Consider the following 20,997-nt stretch of genomic DNA (forward strand, 5'->3'; position numbering starts at 1 on the left):
TCGCTTCTTGTTACTTGTCACTACTTAACTAAAAGAGCATCTTCTTTCTCCTAATATTAACATTCATAATAATAGCAATTGCCATTAAATTTGTCAACAAAGAACTACCTCCATAACTAAGAAATGGAAGAGGAATTCCTGTAACAGGCATTATACCAATAGTCATACCCACATTCTCCAAAATATGGAAAGCAAACATCGATAAGATGCCAACTACCAATAACTGCCCAAATTCATCTTTAGCCTCCATTGCCACCTTTACTCCTCTCCATAAAAGGAGCAGATATAATAATAAGATTAATAGAGCACCAATAAAACCAAATTCTTCACCTAAGACTGAAAATATAAAGTCAGTATGGCGCTCAGGTAGAAAATTAAGCTGATTCTGGGTTCCTCCAAAAAGACCTTTTCCTAATAGCCCCCCAGACCCTATAGCAATTTTTGATTGAATCACATTATATCCTGCACCTAAAGGGTCTAATTGAGGGTTGACTAAAACCAATAATCGATTTAACTGATATTGCTTTAAAGGAATTGGTACCCCCCAATAAATATGAACTGTTATCCAAGCCACTACTGTACCTATTCCACTTAAAAAAGTTCCTACTAGAAACTTAGCATTAGCTCCAGCTACATATATCATTCCAACAAAGATAGCTATTAATACTAAAGCCGAACCCAAGTCATTTTGTAATAAAACCAATATAAAAGGGACACCTATATATATCCCTGGAACTATCAATCCTAAAATATAATAAACATTATATTTACCTTTAGCCAGAACATCAGCCAAGGCAATAATCACAGCTAATTTAGCAGTTTCAGCTGGCTGAAAATTAACTGGACCTAACCTAATCCACCCCTGACCACCTTTTATAGTACTACCGAAAAATAGTACTGTAAGGAGGATTAAAATGTTTAAAACATAGATAACACTAACGTAATCTCGTAAAATCCTGTAATCAAAGAATAGACTAATAATAACCAGAATAATTCCAACTATAGCAGCTATAATCTGTTTCTTCAAAAAAGTATTCTGCAATAGGGGATTATCTGTGATATTAGTAGCACTACCAATAATCACTAGACCTGTTATGATTAATAATAGAGTAATTATTGGTATTAAATAGTCAATATTCTTAATTAGCTTCTTAATTATAATCCCCTCCCTTATTTATTATCCTAATTCTATAGCTAATCAATTATAAAATCTTAGTATACCTTTAAATCATTCTCTCTTTTCACTAATAAATTATATAATATTAAATAATATTAGTCCACCAAAAATTAAGACCAGGTTCAACCTGGTCTTAATTTTTAAATCTATTCTTAATAATTGAAAATTAACTAAATAAAGTCGATTTTAAAAATAATGATAAATAAATTCTATTAATTATAAAATATTTACCTTTATCTCTTCTTTAGTCTTTTAATTGGTATATTTGCAATTAAAGCTACGGAATTATCTTGTCGCTCTAAATCCATATCTATTCTCTCATCATCTATATCTAAATATTTAGAGATTACCTCAATTAACTCTTCCTTCATTTCCTCAATTATCTCTGGAGATACCCCTATTCTATCATGCACTAGCACTAACCTCAACCTTTCTTTAGCTACATCTTTACTAGAAACATCTTCCTTGTTGTTAAAAATCCCTTTCATTATATCTAACAAACTTCTTTTCCCTCCCACAACCCTATTTTTAAATTTATTTCATCATCTAGAAAGAATTACAGTTAGCCAAAATCAATACTATATCTGGCTACCAAATAGTCCTCTACATCAATAAGGTTTCTTTTTAGGGCTTTTATTAAACTAACAGATTTAATAAAACTTCAGACATTATATAACTTTAATCCTTATTATCCTAATCCCACTAAGCGCTTTATCTTGTTTAATAATCCCTCTTCTAAATCAATTAACGGAACCTCTTCCCCTTCAATTCTGCGGGTAATGTTCCAGAAGGCTTCTCCTGAACGACTATTCTCTGCTAAAACTACTGGCTCACCCTTATTTGTGGATACAACAATCTTCTCATCTTCAGGTACAATCCCCAGTAATTTTATAGCTAAAATTTCAATCATATCCTCAATATCCATCATATCTCCACGATTTATCATATCTATTCGCACACGATTTATGATCAATTGTGGGTCATGAACGCCTTCTGCCTCTAACATCCCAACAATTCTATCTGCATCTCTAACTGCCGAAACCTCTGGAGTAGTTACTACTATTGCTTCATCGGCCCCTGCTATAGCATTTTTAAATCCTTGCTCAATACCTGCTGGACAATCGATAATAATATAATCAAAATCTTCCCTTAATTGATCAGTCAATTCAATCATCTGTTCAGGAGTAACAGCAGTCTTGTCCCTAGTTTGGGCAGCAGGCAACAGACATAAGCTACTATACCTCTTATCCTTAATTAAAGCCTGTTCTAATCTACAGTTGCCTTCCACTACATCAACTATATCATATACAATTCTATTCTCTAAACCTAATACTACATCTAAATTACGCAACCCTATATCAGCATCTATCAATACAACTTTCTTTCCTAATTTAGCTAAACCAGTCCCTAGATTGGCAGTTGTTGTAGTCTTTCCAACCCCACCTTTTCCAGAAGTGATAACATAAGCCTTTCCAGCCATCAAAATACCCCCTTTACTTTCTCAAATAGTCAATAATAATATGTTTATCTTTCAAAGAAGCAATCTCTGGAGTGTCAGGAGAATTAGGAGGAATATCAGGAGCACGGGTAATATAATTTGCAATCCTAAGCTGAGTAGGCTCTAGTCTAAAGGCTGATATAGTAGCTGATGTATCGCCTTTAGCTCCTGCGTGAGCAATACCCCTAAAATGACCCATGACTACTATATCACCTTCTGCTACAATCTCTGCACCAGGATTTACGTCTCCTAAAACTACAATATTGCCTTCAAATCTCACAGTCTGTCCTGAGCGTATTGTACGTTTAACCAATAGTGTATCTCCCTCTTCCTTGGAGTCTACAAACCTATTATCATTATTGATAAACTCAATCACCGAAATACCCCGTTGTTCTTTGAAAATTTCTAATAATTCATTCTTCTGCTTAATAGTTAAACCCCTTCTACCCAATTTAATTCTAACCATCATATCATCATCGAAAAAATCCCCGGCTTCGATAAACTTACTCCTTAATTCATCTTTAATATAATCAAATTCTAATTCATCATTCAAAATTATAATAAGCCCTTCTAAATCACCTTTAAATGTCACTCCTCTATTCAGCATCTTACTTCCTCCTAGATAATCAATGAATCTAAAAATATAATAGTGACCATTAATCTCATATTAGTTGATTATAATAATCCATTGATTTTATATCTCTTATTCAGAGCCTTCATCCTCAGAGATTAATTCTAAATCAAAATACTCCTTAATAATCTCTTTAACTATAGGTAATGTATTACCACTTGAAGTTCCATACTCGATAAAAACAACGATTGCAATCTCTGGTTTATCAGCAGGTACATACCCAGCAAACCATCCATGATTGGGTCTATCTTGCCCAGTTTGAGCAGTTCCAGTCTTTCCAGCCACAGTTATAGGTAAATCTTCAAAGGCTCTTCTTGCTGTACCATAAGTAGTAACAGCTTTTATCCCTTTTCGAATTGTCTCCAAAGTATCTTTGGAAAGAGACATCTCATTTAGTAATTTAGGCTCCAAATCTTTAATCACCTTACCATCCCTATCAACTATCTTATCAGTCAATAAAGGCTGATATATCTTACCACCATTAGCTACAGCACTGATGAGATTTACCAACTGAATAGGAGATGTTCTTAAGTTTCCTTGTCCGATAGATAAGTTAATACTATATCCTGGATACCAAATCTTATCCTCTCTCTTTTTAAAATAACTCTTTCTCCATTCAGGGTCAGGCACTAACCCAGTAGCTTCATTATTTAAGTCTATTCCAGTCTTCTCTCCTAGACCAAATTCCCTAGCATAATCTTGTAAAAGAGTTTTATCTTTCTTATATAATTGATGTCCTAATTGAAAGAAGACTGGGTTATTAGACCAAGCAATAGCCTCTAGAAAATCTAACTTACCTCTACCTACATCAGACCAGTTACGGAAGGTAACCCCACCTGTCTTATAATAACCTGGATCATAAAATTCTGTATCTGACCTGACCCCCAACTCCTCCATACCTGCTACCCCAGTTACTATCTTAAAAATAGATCCAGAAGGAGCACTAGTAGCAATCGCTCTATTTAATAAAGGTTTTTTAGGGTCAGTACTCAGCCTTGTCCAATCCTCTTGAGAGATCCCTCCTACAAATAAATTTGGATTATAATCTGGCAAGCTAGCCATAGCCAAGATACTACCATCATAAGGATTTGTTACTATTACTGCTCCACCTCTAGGTGGTTCAATAATATCTTCATCCTCCTTAGCCAATTCTGTTAATAAATCAAGCTCTTGAGCCAATATCCTTTCAACACTCTCTTGTAATTGAGCATCTATATTCAAAACTAAATCATAACCTGCAATAGGTTCTTCTACCCCAAGAGTCCTTATCTTCTCTCCTATATTATTAACCTCTACAAGCTCTCTTCCTTCTTTTCCTCGAAGATACTCTTCATAAGATAATTCCAGACCTGTCTTACCGATGATATCCCCAACATTATAACCCTCTTCTGAAAGGTTCTCTAATTCACTAGCTGAAATCTCCCCTACATATCCTAAAACATGACTAGCCAACTTATCATAAACATACTCTCTCATTGGAATCTCTTCTAGAATAACACCAGATAACTCACTTTTATTCTCTTCTAACAAGACTAGCTCTTCATGACTTATATTTCTCTTTAATCTAACAGTCTTTCCCTTTGTTGCTTTATTGACCTTCTCATGGGCTAATTCTATATCTAAACCGATAATTTGGTTTAGTTTCTCCAGAGTATCATCTAAATCTTTAATATCTTCTGGAATGATTGAAAGGGTATAAGCCAACTTATTAGAGACCAATACCTTGCCATTTTTATCATAAATCCTTCCTCTAGGAGCACTAATAGACCTAAGAGAAGTTCTATTTCCTTCTGATAGTTCTTTAAATCTCTGACCTTGATAAATCTGTAGATAATAAAGTCTACCAATTAATAAGAGAAAGATAGCCACTAATATCAGAGTAAAGGGAAATAATCTTTTCTCATTATTATCAATCAATAAATTTCCTCCTAGCTAAATAATTATTAATTTTATAAATTAATATATTTAAAATTACAGATAATATAGAATTATAAATCACCAAAGGAATAATTACAGATCTAAGCACAACTTCAATGGACAACTCTGTTAGAAGATAATCTGTAAAAGAAATTATCAATAACTGGTTAATAATAGTAGCTATAGCTACCCCAACAGGAGGTACTATTATATTCTGTGGATAGATATGATCTTTAAGAAATCCAAATAAGTAACCTACAATCGCTTTACTGATAGCATTAATTCCAAAAAGTCCACCAGAAAACCAATCCTGTAATAAGCCTGTAAAAAAACCTAAAGCCCCTCCTACAGTCTTGCCACGATAGATAGCTAATAGAGTGATTATAATCAGAAGTAAATCAGGTATTATATTATAAAAAAGACTACAAGGAATAATAGCACTTTGCAAAACAAAAGCCATAAACACCAAAAGACCATATAATAAATAAACCATTATTCTCTTTCTCCTTCAAGTTGATGATTAGAATTTAAAGGCTCAAGTAAATCGACCTTAGTACTAAAGTCAGTAATAACCAACACCTCTTCTACTTTTCTAACATCTATAAAAGGAGCTATGAGCGCTGACTGGGTTAATCCATAATTATCAGGGCTCACTGATATAACTTTTCCTATTGGTAACCCTTTAGGATAGTACTGTGAACCTGATGTAACAATCGTATCACCTATACCGATATCAGCATCCCAAGATAAATTGTTCATTAGAAGCCTACTCTCTTGAGTTTGCCCCTTGACCACCCCTAAATTACGGGAATCTTTCCTCTGGACAAGCCCTCCTGCTACAAAGTTACCATCATTGATCAATAGAATCTGTGCTGTATGCGCAGTAACTTGCTGGGTAATTCCTAGCAAATATCCACCTTTAGCAACTACAGGCATCTTACGCCTAATTCCAGATTTGCTCCCTCTATCTATAACTAAAATATTAGACCAATTGTCAGCACTATGTCCAATCACCGTCCCACCTACTACTTTATAAGGTGCATACTTTTTAAAATTTAAGGATTCTCTCAATCTATGATTCTCTAGCATTATCTTTTCTATCTGCCTTAAACTATAATTTAATTTTTCTATCTTGTCCTTTAACTCTTCATTCTCTTCCTTTACACTCTTATAATCTAAGATTACTCTAAGAGTGCCTTTAGAAAAATCTTGGATACTATTGACTACAACAAATCCTGGTCTCAATAAATCAATAACTAGCCCTTCAAATTTATTATAATCCCTATCTCTTCCTACAAGATTAATAAACCTAATCAAGACTACAACAAGGAAAATAATTACTATCTTCTTACGATGTTCCTTTAAAAACTCTAACATAGCTATCACCTTAATCTCAGATTACTATTTTTTAACTCTTTAAAATCAAATTATTATAAATTATAATGCCATAAATTAGGTAGCTTAATAGCCACAAGTTATAGTCAGCTAACTTTAAAATAAATTTGATTCTAAAGTTGTAAAACTATAAAACCTGTGGCATTTATATATCATTAATTAGTTTACTATAATAATCTAGGATAATCTTTTTGGAGTGATTAGTACATTCTTAAGGTTATTTATCTCTTCCAATACTTTACCAGTACCATAAACAACACAATCTAAAGGATCATCGGCCAAATAGACAGGCATTCCAGTCTCTTGAGAGATAAGCTGGTCTAAACCATTTAATAATGAACCTCCCCCAGCCATAACAATACCTCTATCCATAATATCAGCTGATAATTCTGGCGGAGTATTCTCTAAAGTACTCTTGACCGCTCTAATAATATCATTAACTGGCTCCCTTAAAGCCTGTTGAATCTCTTCAGCAGTTATTGTTACAGTCTTAGGTAGACCATTAACTAAATCTCTACCTCTAATATCCATTGTATCATCTAAATTTAGCTCTGAATTAGACCCTATATAAGCAGAACCTATAGAAATCTTAATCTGTTCAGCAGTTCTCTCTCCAATCATCAAGTTGTATGTATTTTTGATATAATGGACAATTGCATCATCAAGCTCATCTCCACCAACTCTGATAGAATCTTTAGTTACAATTCCACCTAGAGAGATTACAGCTACTTCTGTAGTTCCTCCTCCAATATCTACAACCATATTACCTGTAGCTTCATGAACAGGAAGACCTGCACCAATTGCTGCAGCCATAGGCTCTTCAATCAAATAAGCTTCTCTAGCACCAGCATGTAAAGAAGCATCAATAACTGCACGCTTTTCTACCTCAGTAACACCAGAAGGTACACAAACGATAATCCTTGGTCTAACTAGACGCTTACGTTTATGAGCCTTAGTAATAAAATACCTTAACATCTTTTCAGTAACTTCAAAATCAGCAATAACACCATCTTTCATCGGTCTAATTGCTACGATATTACCAGGAGTACGTCCAATCATCTTCTTAGCCTCGTCACCAACAGCCAATACCTCTTCTTTAGAAGTATTTTTTTGAATTGCAACTACAGATGGCTCTCGAATCAATACTCCTTTTCCTCTAATATAAACCAACGTATTAGCAGTTCCTAAATCTATCCCCATATCTCTAGAAAATGGAGCAGTAAAAATATTCATTACCATAACTATATCCCCTTTCACAATAACTGTTTAAAATAAATTTTGAGCCTTTAAACTATTATATTTATCTTTACCAATAATTAAATGGTCTAAAACTTCAATCCCTACCAACTTCCCTACTTTAAAAAGGCGCTTAGTGACATCTATGTCCTCTAAACTAGGTGTTAAATCTCCACTAGGGTGATTGTGGGCTAAGATTATTGAAGCAGCACTCTTTTTAATCGCATAGCGAAAGACCTCTCTTGGATGAACTATAGAACTATTTAAGCTCCCTTTAGAAATCTCACTAATTCCTATAATCTGATTCTTAATATCAAGTACAACAACTATGAACTTCTCTTGATGGTCATAGCCTATCTTAGGAATTAATATTTCAGCTACTTCACCTGGCGAATGAACCTTAGTCAAATCTCTTCTTGCAATATTTAATTTTTTACTAAGCTCAGCTACAGCCTTTAATTGGGTAGCTTTAGCTAACCCAATTCCTTTAATTTCTTGTAACTCCTCTATACTATACTCTACCAAACAATTTATCCCTTCACAAGTGGTTAATAATTTATTAGCCAAATCTAAAGCAGTATTCTCTTGAGAACCTGTTCTTAGTATTAAGGCCAATAACTCAGCTGTTGATAAACTTTCAGGACCATACTTTACCATCTTCTCTCTAGGTCTCTCTTCAGTAGGCATATCCTTAATTGTTAGATAATTATTGATACTCAATTTAAAACTACCTCTACATTAAGAATTCTTAACATTTCTACAAGCTTAACTAAAGATAAACCAACTACATTATAAAAACAACCATCTATCTTTTTTACAAAGATAGCACCTTGATCTTGAATACCATAAGCACCTGCCTTATCTAAAGGAGCACCTGTAGAGACATACTCTTTAATCTCTTTTTGACCTAATTCTCTAAAGGTTACATCAGTCTTTTCATAATCGGTTATAGCTTCTTCTCCCTTAATTACTGTAATACCTGTTAAGACTTGATGGGTTCTCCCACTCAAATCAGATAACATTTGAAAAGCCTCCTTATCATCCTTAGGCTTTTCTAAAATTCTATTATTTAAACAAACTATTGTATCTGCTGCAATTACAACTTCTTCTTCATCTGTGGAAACAGCATTTGCCTTTAAATAAGATAATTTTTTTACTAATTCTTTAGGATTTTCTTCCTTGACTTTGGATTCATCTACATCACTTACCACAACCTTAAATTCAAGACCTAACTGTTCTAATAAGGATTTTCTTCGCGGTGAACCAGAAGCCAATATAATCTTCTCCATTATAAATTCCCCCATGATACAGGCTTAAATAGCCTTCGGTATTTAATTCGTTAATTTTTGTCAAATTCCTGCTTATTTATCAAATCAAATTTTAAATATTTTTCTAATTTCAATACAATTATTCCTATAAATACCCCCGTTGGTAAAGATAAGATTAAAAGATAAGGTAAATAGAATACTATTCTCCAATTTGACATTAGTAGATAAGCCATGATTACTTGTCCTAAATTATGAGAAGCAGCCCCCCAGACACTGATACCAATTAGACTGAACTTAGAACTATAATAATAGAAAGCACTCATAATTAAGAAGCTAAACATACCTCCTGTCAAACTTAAAAAGAAACTTGTGGTTAAAAAGGTACCTATCAATAATGATGAGATAACTATTCTCATTAATAGTATCTGTAACCCACTTAAAAATCCATAATTGATTAACACTAATAAAGTAATAATATTTGCTAGTCCCAACTTTGCTCCAGGAAAGAGCAAGGTGGTAGGTAGCATAAACTCCAAGATATGGAGCACAATCGCTCCTGCCACCAATAAGGATAAGATTAACTTGTCTCTAATAGAGTTCATAAATTAAAACCTTCCTTCAATATTATAACAAGATTATGACTTTTATAAACCAGCTAATCAAATAAAATAATTATAAAATCCTATAAAAGACATAATCAAATACTATATATCATTATAACATGATTAACTATCAATTGTTATGTTTTTTAAATTAGGAATAAAATTAAGTTTAAGTTTTAAAATTTAGACTTATTTCATTTTAATCTGTTAATAAAATCTTTCTTTACTAATATATTCCCCAACTTATAAGAATTTAGACATAGTAGAGTAAAGATTATAGAAGGGAGGATAATTTCTCCTTTCATAATTCCTAATACTAACATAACCACTCCCCCATCTAAATTCATAATTACTCCTAAAGAAAGACCTTCTAAGATCTTCATCTCTCTTAATTCTTTAGATATTAGAGGATAATATATAAGTTTAGAGAAATTGTCATAATTAGATTTATCACCTAGCATATAAAAACTCTGCCCTTCTCCTGAAACACCCCTCAAAGTTCCTCTCTTATAAGTTACTATATCTTTTAAAATCACCACAGAACATATCAATAAAGCTATAATAGCAATTGTCTTTGCCAAAATAATAGGCAATAAAATAGCCAATAACTCTCCTATTGCTCCAAAAAGAATTAATGTTACCCAGCCTGATAAAGAGAGTAGTAATAAGGATATCCCCTTAACTTTGATATTATAAGTTTTATAAATCATTCCATATGAAAAACTATCTAAACTGACAGCCATTGCTAAAATTAATAAAGCTATTAAGTACATCTTCCTCCCTTCCTTTCTATAATCATCTAAATTTACAATTTAAAAATATAAAATTAAGATAATTAACTCCTTATACAGATACTCTTGGTTAATAGGTATATTACGATATTTTTTAAAAGCAAACAAACTTTCTTAGGTTGCAGCCCAAGACTAATTTCCACGGGGAGTCCTTGATGCACCCCAAGAGTACTTCTTCAGACGTAGTGCCTTCAGGGCGAAAAAGTAACCAAACCTACGAGTCTATAGAGCAAGACTCTTGGTGGCAAGCCTACTCACTACGCAATCAGAATAATAAGTATTATCAATTATTAAACTCTCTGATTAAAACTTTACTGTACTCTAAATTTTTGCTTCGTTCAAACATTAATCTCCTTCAATTTTAAAGACCTTAACTGTAAATTCACACAAAAGTATCGCATTATCATTTTTAGTATCAATTTCAACTAATACAGTAACTAACTATACTATATTCTATTAAGAAGAACTAATAGTGTGTTAAGATTTTTAAGTTATAAAGAAAAAGAACCAGCTCTTAAGCCGGTTCTTTACTATTTAAATTTCTTGATATTCAATTGCATCCTTTGGACAGACTTTAACACACTGTTCACAGTTAATACAGGCTTTAGTATCCAGTTCATGTTTATTACCAGGATCCCCTGTAATAGCATCGACAGGACACTTCTTAGCACATAAAGTACAACCTACACAGTCCTCAGTAATTACAAGAACCTCTTCCTTTGGCTTTTCAATCTTAATAGTCTCATAAGGTGTCTCTAAGATAGCATCTGTTGGACAAGCCTGAACACAGGCTCCACAACCAACACAGGTCTCTCCATCGACTACTGGTAGGTTATCTACCATCTCTATTGCATCAACTGGACATTTTTTAGCACATAAGGTACAACCGATACATCCTCTCTCACAAGCCTGCTTAACCTCTTTTCCTTTTAAAACACTTTTACATCTAACTACTATATGCTCTGTATTACTCATTAAAGCGATAATACTTCTTGGACATTCACTAACACACTTTCCACATCCAGTACACTTATCGGTATCAATTATAGGAAGACCATTGTGATCCATATACATTGCACCAAAAGCACAGACACTAACACAATCTCCAAAACCTAAACAGCCATACTCACAGGATTTAGAATTAGCTACTCTATTAGCTGCCCTACACTTAGGTATCCCTTGATATTCAGCCTGATTAAAGGTTTCAGCCTTACCACCTTGACAGAGAAGTTGAGCAATCTGTCTCTCATTAGAAGCTGAACCAGCATCAACACCCATAATAGTTGCTACCTGTTCAGCTACATCTGGACCACCAACAGGGCATCCATCACAGACGGTCTCTCCTTTTACTACAGCCTCAGCAAAGCTAGCACAGCCTGGATAACCACAGGCACCACAGTTAGCCCCTGGTAGAGCCTTCTCTATCTCACCCTTACGTGGGTCTTCTTCTACTTTAAATTTAACTGATGAATAAGCCAATCCACCAGCAAATAATGCTCCTAATAATCCCATACTCGGAATTGCATTTCTAAATATCTCAAATTCCATCTATTCCACCTCCAATTCTACAATCCTGAAAAGCCCATAAATGCCATAGCCATCAGTCCAGCAATCAATAAAGTAATCGGTGCTCCTTTTAAGGCTTCAGGTACATCAGCAAATTCTAATCTTTCTCTCATTCCAGCCATTAATACAATCGCTAACGTAAATCCAGCACCTGCTCCTAGTCCAAAAATAGTACTCTCAATAAAATTATAATTATTCATTGGAATCATCAATGCCAACCCTAGGATAGCACAGTTAGTAGTAATTAAAGGTAAGAAGATACCTAATGCTTTGTATAATGGTGGACTTACCTTCTTAATCACCATCTCAGTCAACTGTACAAATGAAGCAATTACTAGAATAAAAGCCACATATTTTAAATACCCTAACCCTAAAGGAACTAAAATAAAACTATTAACAGCCCAAACACAAACAGCTGAAGTAGTCATTACAAAGGTTGTTGCTAGCCCCATACTAAAAGCCGTTGGAACCTCTTTAGAAACTCCTAAGAAAGGACAAATACCTAAAAATTGAGATAGGATAAAGTTATTAGTTATTGCCGCTGTCATAAAAATCATTACTAAACTACTAAATAATTCTCCTAAGTCGCCCATCCCTTAACCTCCTTTTTACATTTTAACCACTAGCTATTAACGAATTCACCATCTTCTACTAATAGAAATCTTTTTTCTCGTTACCTGTTACTGAACTATACTGTATGGCAGCTCTCTCCAGTAGAATCTTGCATATCTACTTTTACGTTAACTGCTCTACTTTTAAAGTAATTCATCACACCTAATACTGTACCCAAAGTCAAAAAAGCTCCTGCTGGTAAGACCATAATCAACCATGGTTGAAACCCCTCTCCCATTACCTGCATTGCAAGACCTGTTCCTCTAAATACAGTTCCAAAACCGATCACCTCACGAATAATTCCTAAGAAGGTCAAAGCCCAAGTAAAGCCAACTCCCATTCCCAATGCATCAGCAATTGTACGGTGAACAGGTTGCTTAGAAGCAAAGGACTCAGAACGACCTAAGATCAAACAGTTTACTACAATTAATGGAATAAATAACTTCAGTGATTCAGCAATTGCAGGTACATAAGCCTTAGCCGAATAGTCAACTATCGTTACAAAGGTAGCAATAATAACAATAAAACTAGGAATTCTAACTTCATCAGGAATCAATTTTTTAACCAATGAGTTTACAATCCCAGAACCCAACAATACAAAACTCGTTGCTAAACCCATCGCCAATCCATTAGTTGCTGTATTTGTTACCGCTAAAGTCGGACACATCCCCAACAACATTACAAAAACCGGATTCTCTTTCCATAATCCTTTTATAAAATCTTTCCATAAAGTTAGCACATTACTCACCTCCACCATAAGCCTGTTCTACTGTAGCAATAGCATCCTTTAAGATATTACTTACTGCTTGAGAAGAGATTGTAGCTCCTGCAATAGCATCTACATCCTCTTTAGCTACAAAATTATCGGAGAAAGATTTACCTTGGAATTGACCCTTAAACTCTTTCTCAGAGATTCTAGCTCCTAAACCTGGTGTATCTAACTGGTCTAAAACCTTCACTTTCAATAATTTCTTGCTTTCAACATCCATCCCAATCATCAAGATAATAGTACCCTGAAATCCATTACCTTCATGTTGAAAAGCTACCCCTACAGGGCTTCCTGATTCATCTAAGCCTTGATATAACTCTAATCCACCCTTTTCTAACTCTTCATACTTAACCGCTCCTGGTAGAACATCTAAGATAGCCTCTTTCTTCGCTTGAGCAGCATGTTCATTAATCAAAGGAGTCGTTGCTTGATAGACCAAGCTCAATACTAAAGCCGAAATAATCATAATCGAAGTCAATACAACTATTAGCTTCATATCTATCTTCTCTTTAACCATTTATCTTCACCTCGCCAAAAGCCCTTGGTAAAGTATACTTATCAATAATTGGTACAAACATATTCATTAATAATATAGAGTATAATACCCCTTCAGGAAGACCACCATAAACTCTGATAATTACCAATAAGACCCCACAGCCAATACCAAAGATCCATCTTCCCTTCTTAGTCACAGGAGTAGTTACCATATCAGTAGCCATAAAGAATGCTCCTAACATAAGTCCTCCTGCTAAGATATGAAATATAGGTCCACCTTTACCAACAAAGGTAGTTAATAAACCTACTGTTCCTAAATAGCCTACTGGAACTCTCCAATCAATGTAACCTTTATAAAGAAGGTATAACCCTCCTAAAATAATAGCTGCAGCAGAGGTCTCACCTAAAGAACCTCCAACTCTACCTAAGAATAAATCCTTAATTGCAATACCAGCAGGATTCTCTGTACCCAAAGGTGTTGCACTAGATGTTACATCAATCATCTTCCAAGTAGTCATTGCTACTGGAAAACTTGCCAATAAGAAGGCTCTCCCTACTAAAGCAGGATTAAAGAAGTTATAGCCTAATCCTCCAAAGACCTGTTTTCCAAGTACAACTGCTATGATACTTCCTACTATAGCCATCCAGATTGGTAACTCTGGAGGTAATGTCAAAGCCAATAATAGACCTGTTACTAAAGCACTAAAATCACTGATAGTTACTGGTACTCCCCTTAACTTTTGAAATAAAGCTTCTGTGGCAACTGCCGTAATTGAACAAGCTATAATTAACATTAAAGCAGAGCTACCAAAATAGTATATTGCTGTTAAAGTAGTCGGTAATAAAGCCAATACCACATTAAACATGATGCTAGAAGTACTCTCTTTACTTCTAACATGGGGTCCTGGCGAAACCGTTAATCGTGTTCTATCACTCATCACTAAGCCTCCAATCATTCGCTTTTTCTTAATTCAGCTTGTAGATTCTCTTTTCCTAATTTAACCCATTGCAAAACCTCAATGTTAGCCGGACATACATAGGTACAGGAACCACATTCAATACAATCAAAGACATGATAATCCTGTAACTTTAAATTCATATCAGCTTTAGTCAAATTAACTAGAGCTGTTGGCACTAACTTAGCTGGACATGCATCTACACAACGGGCACACCTAATACAGGGTCCTGCTTGAGGATAAGCTCCAACCTCATCTTTACTTAAGACTAGAATTCCTGAAGTACCTTTGGTAGCAGGTCTGTCTAAATCACTTTGAGCCTGCCCCATCATCGGACCTCCAAAAATCACCTTGCCTGGAGTTCCTACAAATCCACCAGACTCTTCAATCAATTGACTCAATGGCGTACCAATTCTAAAGATTAAGTTCTGGGGCTCATTAACTGCTCCTGTAACTGTAACTGTCCTTTCAATCAAAGGCATACCTGTCTGAATAGCATCAGTAATTGCTACTGCTGTACCTATATTATTTACAACTACTCCCACATCCAGGGGTAACCCTCCTGATGGTACCTCTTTATCTAGTATAGCCTTGATTAACTGTTTTTCTCCACCTTGAGGATACTTAACCTCTAATGGAACAACACTAATCATATCTTCAGCTTTAATAGCCTGCTGCATGCTTTCAATTGCATCTGGTTTATTTACCTCAATACCAATATAACCTTTCTTAGCATCAACCATCTTCATCAAAGCCTTCAGCCCATAAATCACCTTATCTGCTTGCTCTACCATAGTACGGTGGTCAACAGTCAAATAAGGCTCACATTCAGCCCCATTTAAAATAACCTTATCAACCTTCTTACCCTCTGGAATAGATACCTTGACATGAGTAGGGAAGGTAGCTCCCCCTAACCCAACAATACCAGCCTCTTTAACAATATCTTTTAATTCTTCAGCAGATAAATCCTTTAAATCACCTTTAGCTTTAATTGTTTCATCTTTCCTATCCTCAAAGTCATTTTTGATTCTAACTGCTAAAGAACCATTAACCTTCTCAACAGCTAAAACCTTTCCTGATACACTTGCATGTATATCAGCAGAGACAAAACCTGTTGCTTGACCAATCTTCTGACCTAAGTTAACTATATCCCCTTTCTTCACAAGAGGCTTAGCAGGTGCCCCAATGTGCTGTTGAAGAGGAATAATAACTTCTTCAGGTTGACTAGCAAATTTAAAGGCTTTGCCTTCTGTCAACTCTTTATTATACTTTGGATGAATCCCCTGTTCAAAAGTTCTAACCTTCAACCTTTTCACCCCTTTTTCATAGTACTATTAGATTAGTAGAAGATTTAATACTATTAAGAAAAACCAAGCTAAGCTTAATATATGTATATAAATTGATTAATTTCATAATACATCACCAAAGTCAACTATCTCTTTACTTATTAGCAAAGATACAATCTAATGGCAGTTATGAAATCTTTTTAAATACAATTTTATTAAACTTAGCCTTCTTGCCAAATCTTCCTGTTTTATTTACGAATTTTAACATCAAATCTTCTTTCACTTAAAATTAATTAATTTTATATTAAATTTTTGTAAAGAAAAATTTTATCATACTCTTATATTACAATTTTAGAATACACAAGTCAAGTATTTGGCTTATAATTATAATTTTCACAATTTTTTGTGATGTTTCTCACATTATTTCGGCATTCCTCCCGTTTACTCCCTTTAAAGCCAATTCTACCTCCTTTACTTTTGGAGCTTTCATATATAACTTCATACTCCTTTTTATATCCTGAAGATAATGAGCATCAGAGTTACTAATAAATGAATAATTATCAATTGTATTAAATTTATCAATTACTTTTGAAATCTTAGCCTTTGAAGAGATTTCAAAGATAGCAGCATCTAAATCAGGTGGTATAAATCCTAAATTTGATATAATACTATAATTGGGTTTATCTACATGAGAGGGAATTGCTATACCACCTATGCTTCTTACTTCTTTTATTACATCATTAATACTTAAAGAAGTTGCTGTTAACAGCAACTTATCTACTCTATCCATGTATTCATCACTCTGGTCAGTTAATAATTGTGGACCAAATATCTCTTCGTTATTCTTAAAATCAGGTAAAGAATTATATACCTTCTCTTGCCAAAGTAGAACCTGATCCAAAGTATCAAATAAACATATTAAATGTATCTCTTCAACAGTCTCTACTTCCATCCCAGGGATAATAGTTAAAGGAGTATCCTTAGCCAATTCTAAAGCTACTCCAATATTTTCAGCTGAATTATGGTCAGTAATTGCAATCATATCTAAACCTAGTTCTAAAGAGCGATTAATTATATTTTGTGGAGTCATCAATAAATCTCCACAGGGTGATAAGACACTATGAACATGCAGATCAGCTATAAAAGACCTCATCATTATTCAATCCCTAATTGATATAATCTACCTGCCAATTCATAAGTATCTAATTTGCTCCGTAAAATATTTATCCCTAACTCCTTAGCCTTCTTTACAGTATCATCATCAATAGAGAAGTTCTCTGTCACCAAAATTCCAGAGAGCTCTATTAATTGGGCAATAGCTACTATATTTTGATGTCCTTGAATAGTTAACCACAAATCACCTGCACTACTTCTAGCCATTACATTACTCAACAAATCAGAAGCATAACCCCCTGTTACTTCAACCTCTAAATTCCCTTCTACTACAACTTCTAAATTTAATCTATCAACCAACTCTTTAATCTTCATCATCATCGTCCTCCTCTTTATTTCTCTTCATCACTGGCGGTAGAGCATGGGCTAAGGTTGCCATCTCATCAGCCAAATCAGCTACCTGTTGGCGTAAAATAAAGATACAATCGGTCCTACTTGCTAACCCGTTAATAATATCCTCTGCTAAGGTACGGCAATCTGGAGCACCACAAGCAGCACAATCTAGACCTGGTAAGATTTCTATCTCCTTCTCTAACCTAGTTAGTTTAGCCATAGCTACAATTAAATCATCATCCAAAGAAGCGATAGACTTCTCTTTAAAAGGATTTTGTAAATCAAAATCATATTTGTTCAAGTCCTGCTTAATAAGATTGATACCCTTTTTAGTTAGATTATGAATATTAAATTCTGCTAGAAAAGGATTCTTCACATTCAATACCCCACCAACACATCCAGGCTGGCAAGCTACCATCTCAAAATATCGAACATGAGCAAGATCGCCCCTATCCAATTCCTCTAAAACACTCATCACATTATGAATTCCTGCTACTGAAACGGTATTTATATCTTCTAAAAGATTTGCTTCTCCTCCTCCACTTGCCCAACTAATTCCAAAGTAAGGTATATCATAACCATCTATACCGCAGGATTCATCTAAATTATCAACCCTTCTTATCAGCTCATGATAGATTGTGTCTGCTGCTATAGCTCTGTCTAGATAGCTCTTTTCCATACCCAAGGGATTATTTACAGTGGTCATCTTAGCTGGACAGGGAGTGATAAAGAAGATACCTATCTCCTCATCATCAGCCCCCAACTCTAATTTAATAAACTCCCGTGCTCTTTGGGCTATAATCTCTACAGGAGATTTAAAAGGAGCCAAATAACCCAATAATTCTGGATAAAGAAGTTGTATTAATCTAACTACAGCTGGGCATGATGAAGAGATCAAAGGTCTATCAGTATCAGTTATATACTCCTTGGTAACTTGAGTTAGGACTTCAGCCCCTAATGCTACATCCCAAATTTGAAAAAAACCTATATCTTTAAGAGCCAACATTACCTTAGCTGGATTTATATTCTGGGTAAATTGTCCATAAAAACTAGGCGGAACTAAAGCAATAGGATATTTATACCTCTCTAAATCTGCTAAATCATCAGTGGCTGCATACTTAGCATGATATTCACAACTTCTAATACACTCTCCACAATCTATACAGTACTCTTCCTTTATCTTTGCTTGACCTTGATGAACCCTAATAGCATTTGTAGGACAGTTCTTAACACAATTGGTACAGCCCTTACATTTATCTGGCTTTAATAGCACAGAATGAATATTACTCACTGGAATCACCACTCTCTCTAAGATAAATCCTTGCCTCTATCTCAGTACCCTTGCCTACCTCCGTTTCTACATGTAATTCATCAGAATAGCGCTTAATATTGCAAAGACCCATTCCTGCTCCAAAGCCCATCTCTCTTGCTTTTTGGCTTGCTGTTGAATATCCTGGTTGAAATGCCTTCTCTAGATCAGCAATCCCAGGACCTTTATCAGAAGCAATGACTCTAATCTCAGAAGGAGTAACATCAGCCTTTAATCTCCCTCCATAGGTATGAATAATGATATTAATCTCTAATTCATAGGTAGCAATAGCTATTCTTCTGATTGTTTGGGCAGGAATGCCTAACTTATGGAGAAGGCTCTTTAACTTACTAGAAGCCTCCCCTCCAACAGAGAAATCACCAGCTTCCACTTCACAATTTAAAATAACCTGCCTAATCTCATCTTTTTGCAAATTAATCCCCCCACGATAGCTTGTCTGATTTCTATTCTAATTTCGCTAACTTCTCCGCTCTCAGTCCAGCAGAGTATAATAAACCACAGGCTTGGTATAATGGCTTATCAGTACTCATCAAAGGAATACCCCTATCTTTGGCTAGTTTTACCGTCTCTTCTGGTGGTTGCTTGCCCCTTACAAAAACAACCAATGATAAGTCGATCATTTCGGCAGTCCTAATTACCTGGGGATTGGTTAAACCTGTCAATAATACAGTATTCTCTTTAGAAAAAGCTAATACATCACTCATCAAATCAGCTCCACATCCACTTAGTAATTCTAAATCCTCAGATCCTTCGACTATAACTTGAGCAGATAATATCTCTTTAACCTCTTTTAGTTTCATTACGACTCTTATCCTCCTTATAGGGTCAAACTGAATTTAGTAAGAAATTTATTATAGATCTTATCAAGCCCAAAATAAAATATTTATAGGCAACCTAATAATAAGATGATAAACTAAAAAAGCCCATTCTCTGCATTATATTAGTTATATAAATAAACTAGAAGAGAAAGGACAATTAAACCTTCATCAATATAATTATATCACCAATTATATTTAAATTAAATCTTTTCTGTAAAAATCAAGAAATTGGAATAATAGGATATACCCATTAATCGATATTACTATTTTCCACTATAATTACTAGTATAATTTACATTAATTAGATTATAGTCTTAGAATCCTTCACAAAAAAGAATTAGACCCACAATCATCGTGGGTCTAAACTTTAATGTTTAATATAAATTGGAAAACCATAATTTTTAAGTTCTAAACCTAATTCTTCTGCTGCCTCTTTGGTCCTAAAAGCACCCACTTGTACCCTATAAGGATCTTTACTAGTAATATAGGCAGTAAAGCCCTTACTTTGCAATTCTTTTACTAATCCTTGGGCATTTATCTGTTTGGCAAAAGCCCCTACCTGTACTACATATAAATCTTGGTTCATATTTTGATTTACAATTGTATCTTCTGCTTCTTCTTCTTCCTCTTTATCTGCATCATCTTCTTCTACCTTCTCAGCTAAAACTATTTGATTCCGGTTATTGGCTTGATTATCAGCATCTATCTTCTCTTCAGTTACAATCTGGTCATTAGCTACTGACTTAATCCCCTCTTCAGGAGCTGTCACATAATCTAAGAACCAACTACAAACAAAATATCCAAAAACACTAGCTATAATTGCCATAGAGCCTAACATCACTGCTAAGGACATACCTGATTTTAAATTCTTATTATTCCTCTTCATAATTCCTCCCCTTCTCTTCTTACTCTTCTTTTTAAATTTAATAAAGAATAAATCCCCTATAATCTTATTTAATATTTACTAACCTAATCCTTTAAATAATTATATAAGTAATTCAATCAACAACTTACTAGAATACTATGCAAAGAGATCATCATTTATTAATAATCTTCTATATTAAATAACAAAACCATCTCCCAAAATTAATAAAGCTAAACTAGACTTCCAACATATTGAATATCTATGATAAACTTCTTAGCT

The 20,997-nt window shown here is 34.4% G+C and carries 24 protein-coding genes; all 24 read right to left on the bottom strand.

Features of this window, described 5'->3' with window-relative positions:
* Positions 1–28: 28 nt before the first annotated feature.
* The 24 genes from rodA to U472_RS13085 all read right to left on the bottom strand — a co-directional run bounded on the left by rodA (position 29) and on the right by U472_RS13085 (position 20,739).
* Complete coding sequence (gene rodA, locus U472_RS12970) at positions 29–1,162, bottom strand: rod shape-determining protein RodA (RefSeq protein ID WP_068719178.1); 1,134 nt, start codon at positions 1,160–1,162, stop codon at positions 29–31.
* 248 nt (positions 1,163–1,410) lie between these two features.
* Positions 1,411–1,677, bottom strand: a complete 267-nt coding sequence (gene minE, locus U472_RS12975) for a cell division topological specificity factor MinE (RefSeq protein ID WP_068719179.1) — start codon at positions 1,675–1,677, stop codon at positions 1,411–1,413.
* 188 nt (positions 1,678–1,865) lie between these two features.
* Positions 1,866–2,657 (bottom strand): septum site-determining protein MinD, encoded by a 792-nt coding sequence (gene minD / locus U472_RS12980; RefSeq protein WP_068719180.1) that lies wholly within the window; start codon positions 2,655–2,657, stop codon positions 1,866–1,868.
* Positions 2,658–2,670: 13 nt separating this feature from the next.
* A complete protein-coding gene (minC, locus tag U472_RS12985; protein ID WP_068719181.1) occupies positions 2,671–3,282 on the bottom strand; it encodes a septum site-determining protein MinC in 612 nt (203 codons plus the stop codon).
* Positions 3,283–3,378: 96 nt separating this feature from the next.
* Positions 3,379–5,223, bottom strand: coding sequence for a penicillin-binding protein 2 (gene mrdA / locus U472_RS12990; protein ID WP_068719182.1), 1,845 nt, complete (start codon positions 5,221–5,223; stop codon positions 3,379–3,381).
* Complete coding sequence (gene mreD / locus U472_RS12995) at positions 5,216–5,716, bottom strand: rod shape-determining protein MreD (protein ID WP_068719183.1); 501 nt, start codon at positions 5,714–5,716, stop codon at positions 5,216–5,218. Before mreD ends, mrdA begins: the two co-directional genes overlap by 8 nt.
* Positions 5,716–6,600: a rod shape-determining protein MreC gene (mreC, locus tag U472_RS13000; RefSeq protein WP_068719184.1), complete on the bottom strand. Its 885-nt coding sequence runs from the start codon at positions 6,598–6,600 to the stop codon at positions 5,716–5,718. The genes mreD and mreC overlap by 1 nt, the downstream gene beginning before the upstream one ends.
* A 195-nt stretch (positions 6,601–6,795) precedes the next feature.
* Complete coding sequence (locus U472_RS13005; protein WP_068719185.1) at positions 6,796–7,857, bottom strand: rod shape-determining protein; 1,062 nt, start codon at positions 7,855–7,857, stop codon at positions 6,796–6,798.
* Between the two features lie 27 nt (positions 7,858–7,884).
* Entirely contained in the window at positions 7,885–8,568 is a 684-nt protein-coding gene (gene radC, locus U472_RS13010; RefSeq protein WP_083189962.1) for a RadC family protein, read from the bottom strand.
* Between the two features lie 2 nt (positions 8,569–8,570).
* Complete coding sequence (locus U472_RS13015; RefSeq protein ID WP_068719186.1) at positions 8,571–9,143, bottom strand: Maf family protein; 573 nt, start codon at positions 9,141–9,143, stop codon at positions 8,571–8,573.
* Positions 9,144–9,193: 50 nt separating this feature from the next.
* Positions 9,194–9,724, bottom strand: coding sequence for a Gx transporter family protein (locus U472_RS13020; protein ID WP_068719187.1), 531 nt, complete (start codon positions 9,722–9,724; stop codon positions 9,194–9,196).
* 194 nt (positions 9,725–9,918) lie between these two features.
* Positions 9,919–10,497 carry a hypothetical protein gene (locus U472_RS13025; RefSeq protein ID WP_068719188.1) on the bottom strand — a complete coding sequence of 193 codons (579 nt, stop codon included), beginning with the start codon at positions 10,495–10,497 and terminating at the stop codon, positions 9,919–9,921.
* Between the two features lie 552 nt (positions 10,498–11,049).
* Positions 11,050–12,063 (bottom strand): RnfABCDGE type electron transport complex subunit B, encoded by a 1,014-nt coding sequence (locus tag U472_RS13030; protein ID WP_068719189.1) that lies wholly within the window; start codon positions 12,061–12,063, stop codon positions 11,050–11,052.
* Between the two features lie 17 nt (positions 12,064–12,080).
* Entirely contained in the window at positions 12,081–12,674 is a 594-nt protein-coding gene (gene rsxA / locus U472_RS13035; protein ID WP_068719190.1) for an electron transport complex subunit RsxA, read from the bottom strand.
* 95 nt (positions 12,675–12,769) lie between these two features.
* A complete protein-coding gene (rsxE, locus tag U472_RS13040; protein WP_141677990.1) occupies positions 12,770–13,432 on the bottom strand; it encodes an electron transport complex subunit RsxE in 663 nt (220 codons plus the stop codon).
* Between the two features lies 1 nt (position 13,433).
* On the bottom strand, positions 13,434–13,979 hold the full coding sequence (locus U472_RS13045; protein ID WP_068719192.1) for an RnfABCDGE type electron transport complex subunit G: 546 nt from the start codon (positions 13,977–13,979) through the stop codon (positions 13,434–13,436).
* Positions 13,972–14,895: an RnfABCDGE type electron transport complex subunit D gene (locus U472_RS13050; protein WP_068719193.1), complete on the bottom strand. Its 924-nt coding sequence runs from the start codon at positions 14,893–14,895 to the stop codon at positions 13,972–13,974. The genes U472_RS13045 and U472_RS13050 overlap by 8 nt, the downstream gene beginning before the upstream one ends.
* 14 nt (positions 14,896–14,909) lie before the next feature.
* Entirely contained in the window at positions 14,910–16,220 is a 1,311-nt protein-coding gene (gene rsxC / locus U472_RS13055; protein WP_068719194.1) for an electron transport complex subunit RsxC, read from the bottom strand.
* A gap of 394 nt (positions 16,221–16,614) precedes the next feature.
* Entirely contained in the window at positions 16,615–17,355 is a 741-nt protein-coding gene (locus tag U472_RS13060; protein ID WP_245684815.1) for a PHP domain-containing protein, read from the bottom strand.
* Positions 17,355–17,690 (bottom strand): DRTGG domain-containing protein, encoded by a 336-nt coding sequence (locus tag U472_RS13065; RefSeq protein ID WP_245684816.1) that lies wholly within the window; start codon positions 17,688–17,690, stop codon positions 17,355–17,357. Before U472_RS13065 ends, U472_RS13060 begins: the two co-directional genes overlap by 1 nt.
* Positions 17,677–18,996 carry a [Fe-Fe] hydrogenase large subunit C-terminal domain-containing protein gene (locus U472_RS13070; protein ID WP_068719195.1) on the bottom strand — a complete coding sequence of 440 codons (1,320 nt, stop codon included), beginning with the start codon at positions 18,994–18,996 and terminating at the stop codon, positions 17,677–17,679. The genes U472_RS13065 and U472_RS13070 overlap by 14 nt, the downstream gene beginning before the upstream one ends.
* On the bottom strand, positions 18,989–19,447 hold the full coding sequence (locus U472_RS13075; protein ID WP_068719196.1) for an ATP-binding protein: 459 nt from the start codon (positions 19,445–19,447) through the stop codon (positions 18,989–18,991). Before U472_RS13075 ends, U472_RS13070 begins: the two co-directional genes overlap by 8 nt.
* 31 nt (positions 19,448–19,478) lie before the next feature.
* Complete coding sequence (locus tag U472_RS13080) at positions 19,479–19,835, bottom strand: DRTGG domain-containing protein (RefSeq protein ID WP_068719197.1); 357 nt, start codon at positions 19,833–19,835, stop codon at positions 19,479–19,481.
* 385 nt (positions 19,836–20,220) lie between these two features.
* On the bottom strand, positions 20,221–20,739 hold the full coding sequence (locus tag U472_RS13085) for an SPOR domain-containing protein (RefSeq protein ID WP_068719198.1): 519 nt from the start codon (positions 20,737–20,739) through the stop codon (positions 20,221–20,223).
* Between the last annotated feature and the right edge of the window lie 258 nt (positions 20,740–20,997).

It is taken from the genome of Orenia metallireducens (genome assembly GCF_001693735.1).
Taxonomy (GTDB): domain Bacteria; phylum Bacillota; class Halanaerobiia; order Halobacteroidales; family Halobacteroidaceae; genus Orenia; species Orenia metallireducens.

Coding starts and splice junctions, on each gene's coding strand:
- minD (WP_068719180.1), bottom strand. CDS start 2,657: ATGGCTGGAAAGGCTTATGTTATCACTTCTGGAAAAGGTGGGGTTGGA.
- minC (WP_068719181.1), bottom strand. CDS start 3,282: ATGCTGAATAGAGGAGTGACATTTAAAGGTGATTTAGAAGGGCTTATT.
- mreD (WP_068719183.1), bottom strand. CDS start 5,716: ATGGTTTATTTATTATATGGTCTTTTGGTGTTTATGGCTTTTGTTTTG.
- mreC (WP_068719184.1), bottom strand. CDS start 6,600: ATGTTAGAGTTTTTAAAGGAACATCGTAAGAAGATAGTAATTATTTTC.
- U472_RS13005 (WP_068719185.1), bottom strand. CDS start 7,857: ATGGTAATGAATATTTTTACTGCTCCATTTTCTAGAGATATGGGGATA.
- U472_RS13015 (WP_068719186.1), bottom strand. CDS start 9,143: ATGGAGAAGATTATATTGGCTTCTGGTTCACCGCGAAGAAAATCCTTA.
- U472_RS13020 (WP_068719187.1), bottom strand. CDS start 9,724: ATGAACTCTATTAGAGACAAGTTAATCTTATCCTTATTGGTGGCAGGA.
- U472_RS13025 (WP_068719188.1), bottom strand. CDS start 10,497: ATGTACTTAATAGCTTTATTAATTTTAGCAATGGCTGTCAGTTTAGAT.
- U472_RS13030 (WP_068719189.1), bottom strand. CDS start 12,063: ATGGAATTTGAGATATTTAGAAATGCAATTCCGAGTATGGGATTATTA.
- rsxA (WP_068719190.1), bottom strand. CDS start 12,674: ATGGGCGACTTAGGAGAATTATTTAGTAGTTTAGTAATGATTTTTATG.
- U472_RS13045 (WP_068719192.1), bottom strand. CDS start 13,979: ATGGTTAAAGAGAAGATAGATATGAAGCTAATAGTTGTATTGACTTCG.
- U472_RS13050 (WP_068719193.1), bottom strand. CDS start 14,895: ATGAGTGATAGAACACGATTAACGGTTTCGCCAGGACCCCATGTTAGA.
- U472_RS13060 (WP_245684815.1), bottom strand. CDS start 17,355: ATGATGAGGTCTTTTATAGCTGATCTGCATGTTCATAGTGTCTTATCA.
- U472_RS13065 (WP_245684816.1), bottom strand. CDS start 17,690: ATGATGAAGATTAAAGAGTTGGTTGATAGATTAAATTTAGAAGTTGTA.
- U472_RS13080 (WP_068719197.1), bottom strand. CDS start 19,835: ATGAAACTAAAAGAGGTTAAAGAGATATTATCTGCTCAAGTTATAGTC.
- U472_RS13085 (WP_068719198.1), bottom strand. CDS start 20,739: ATGAAGAGGAATAATAAGAATTTAAAATCAGGTATGTCCTTAGCAGTG.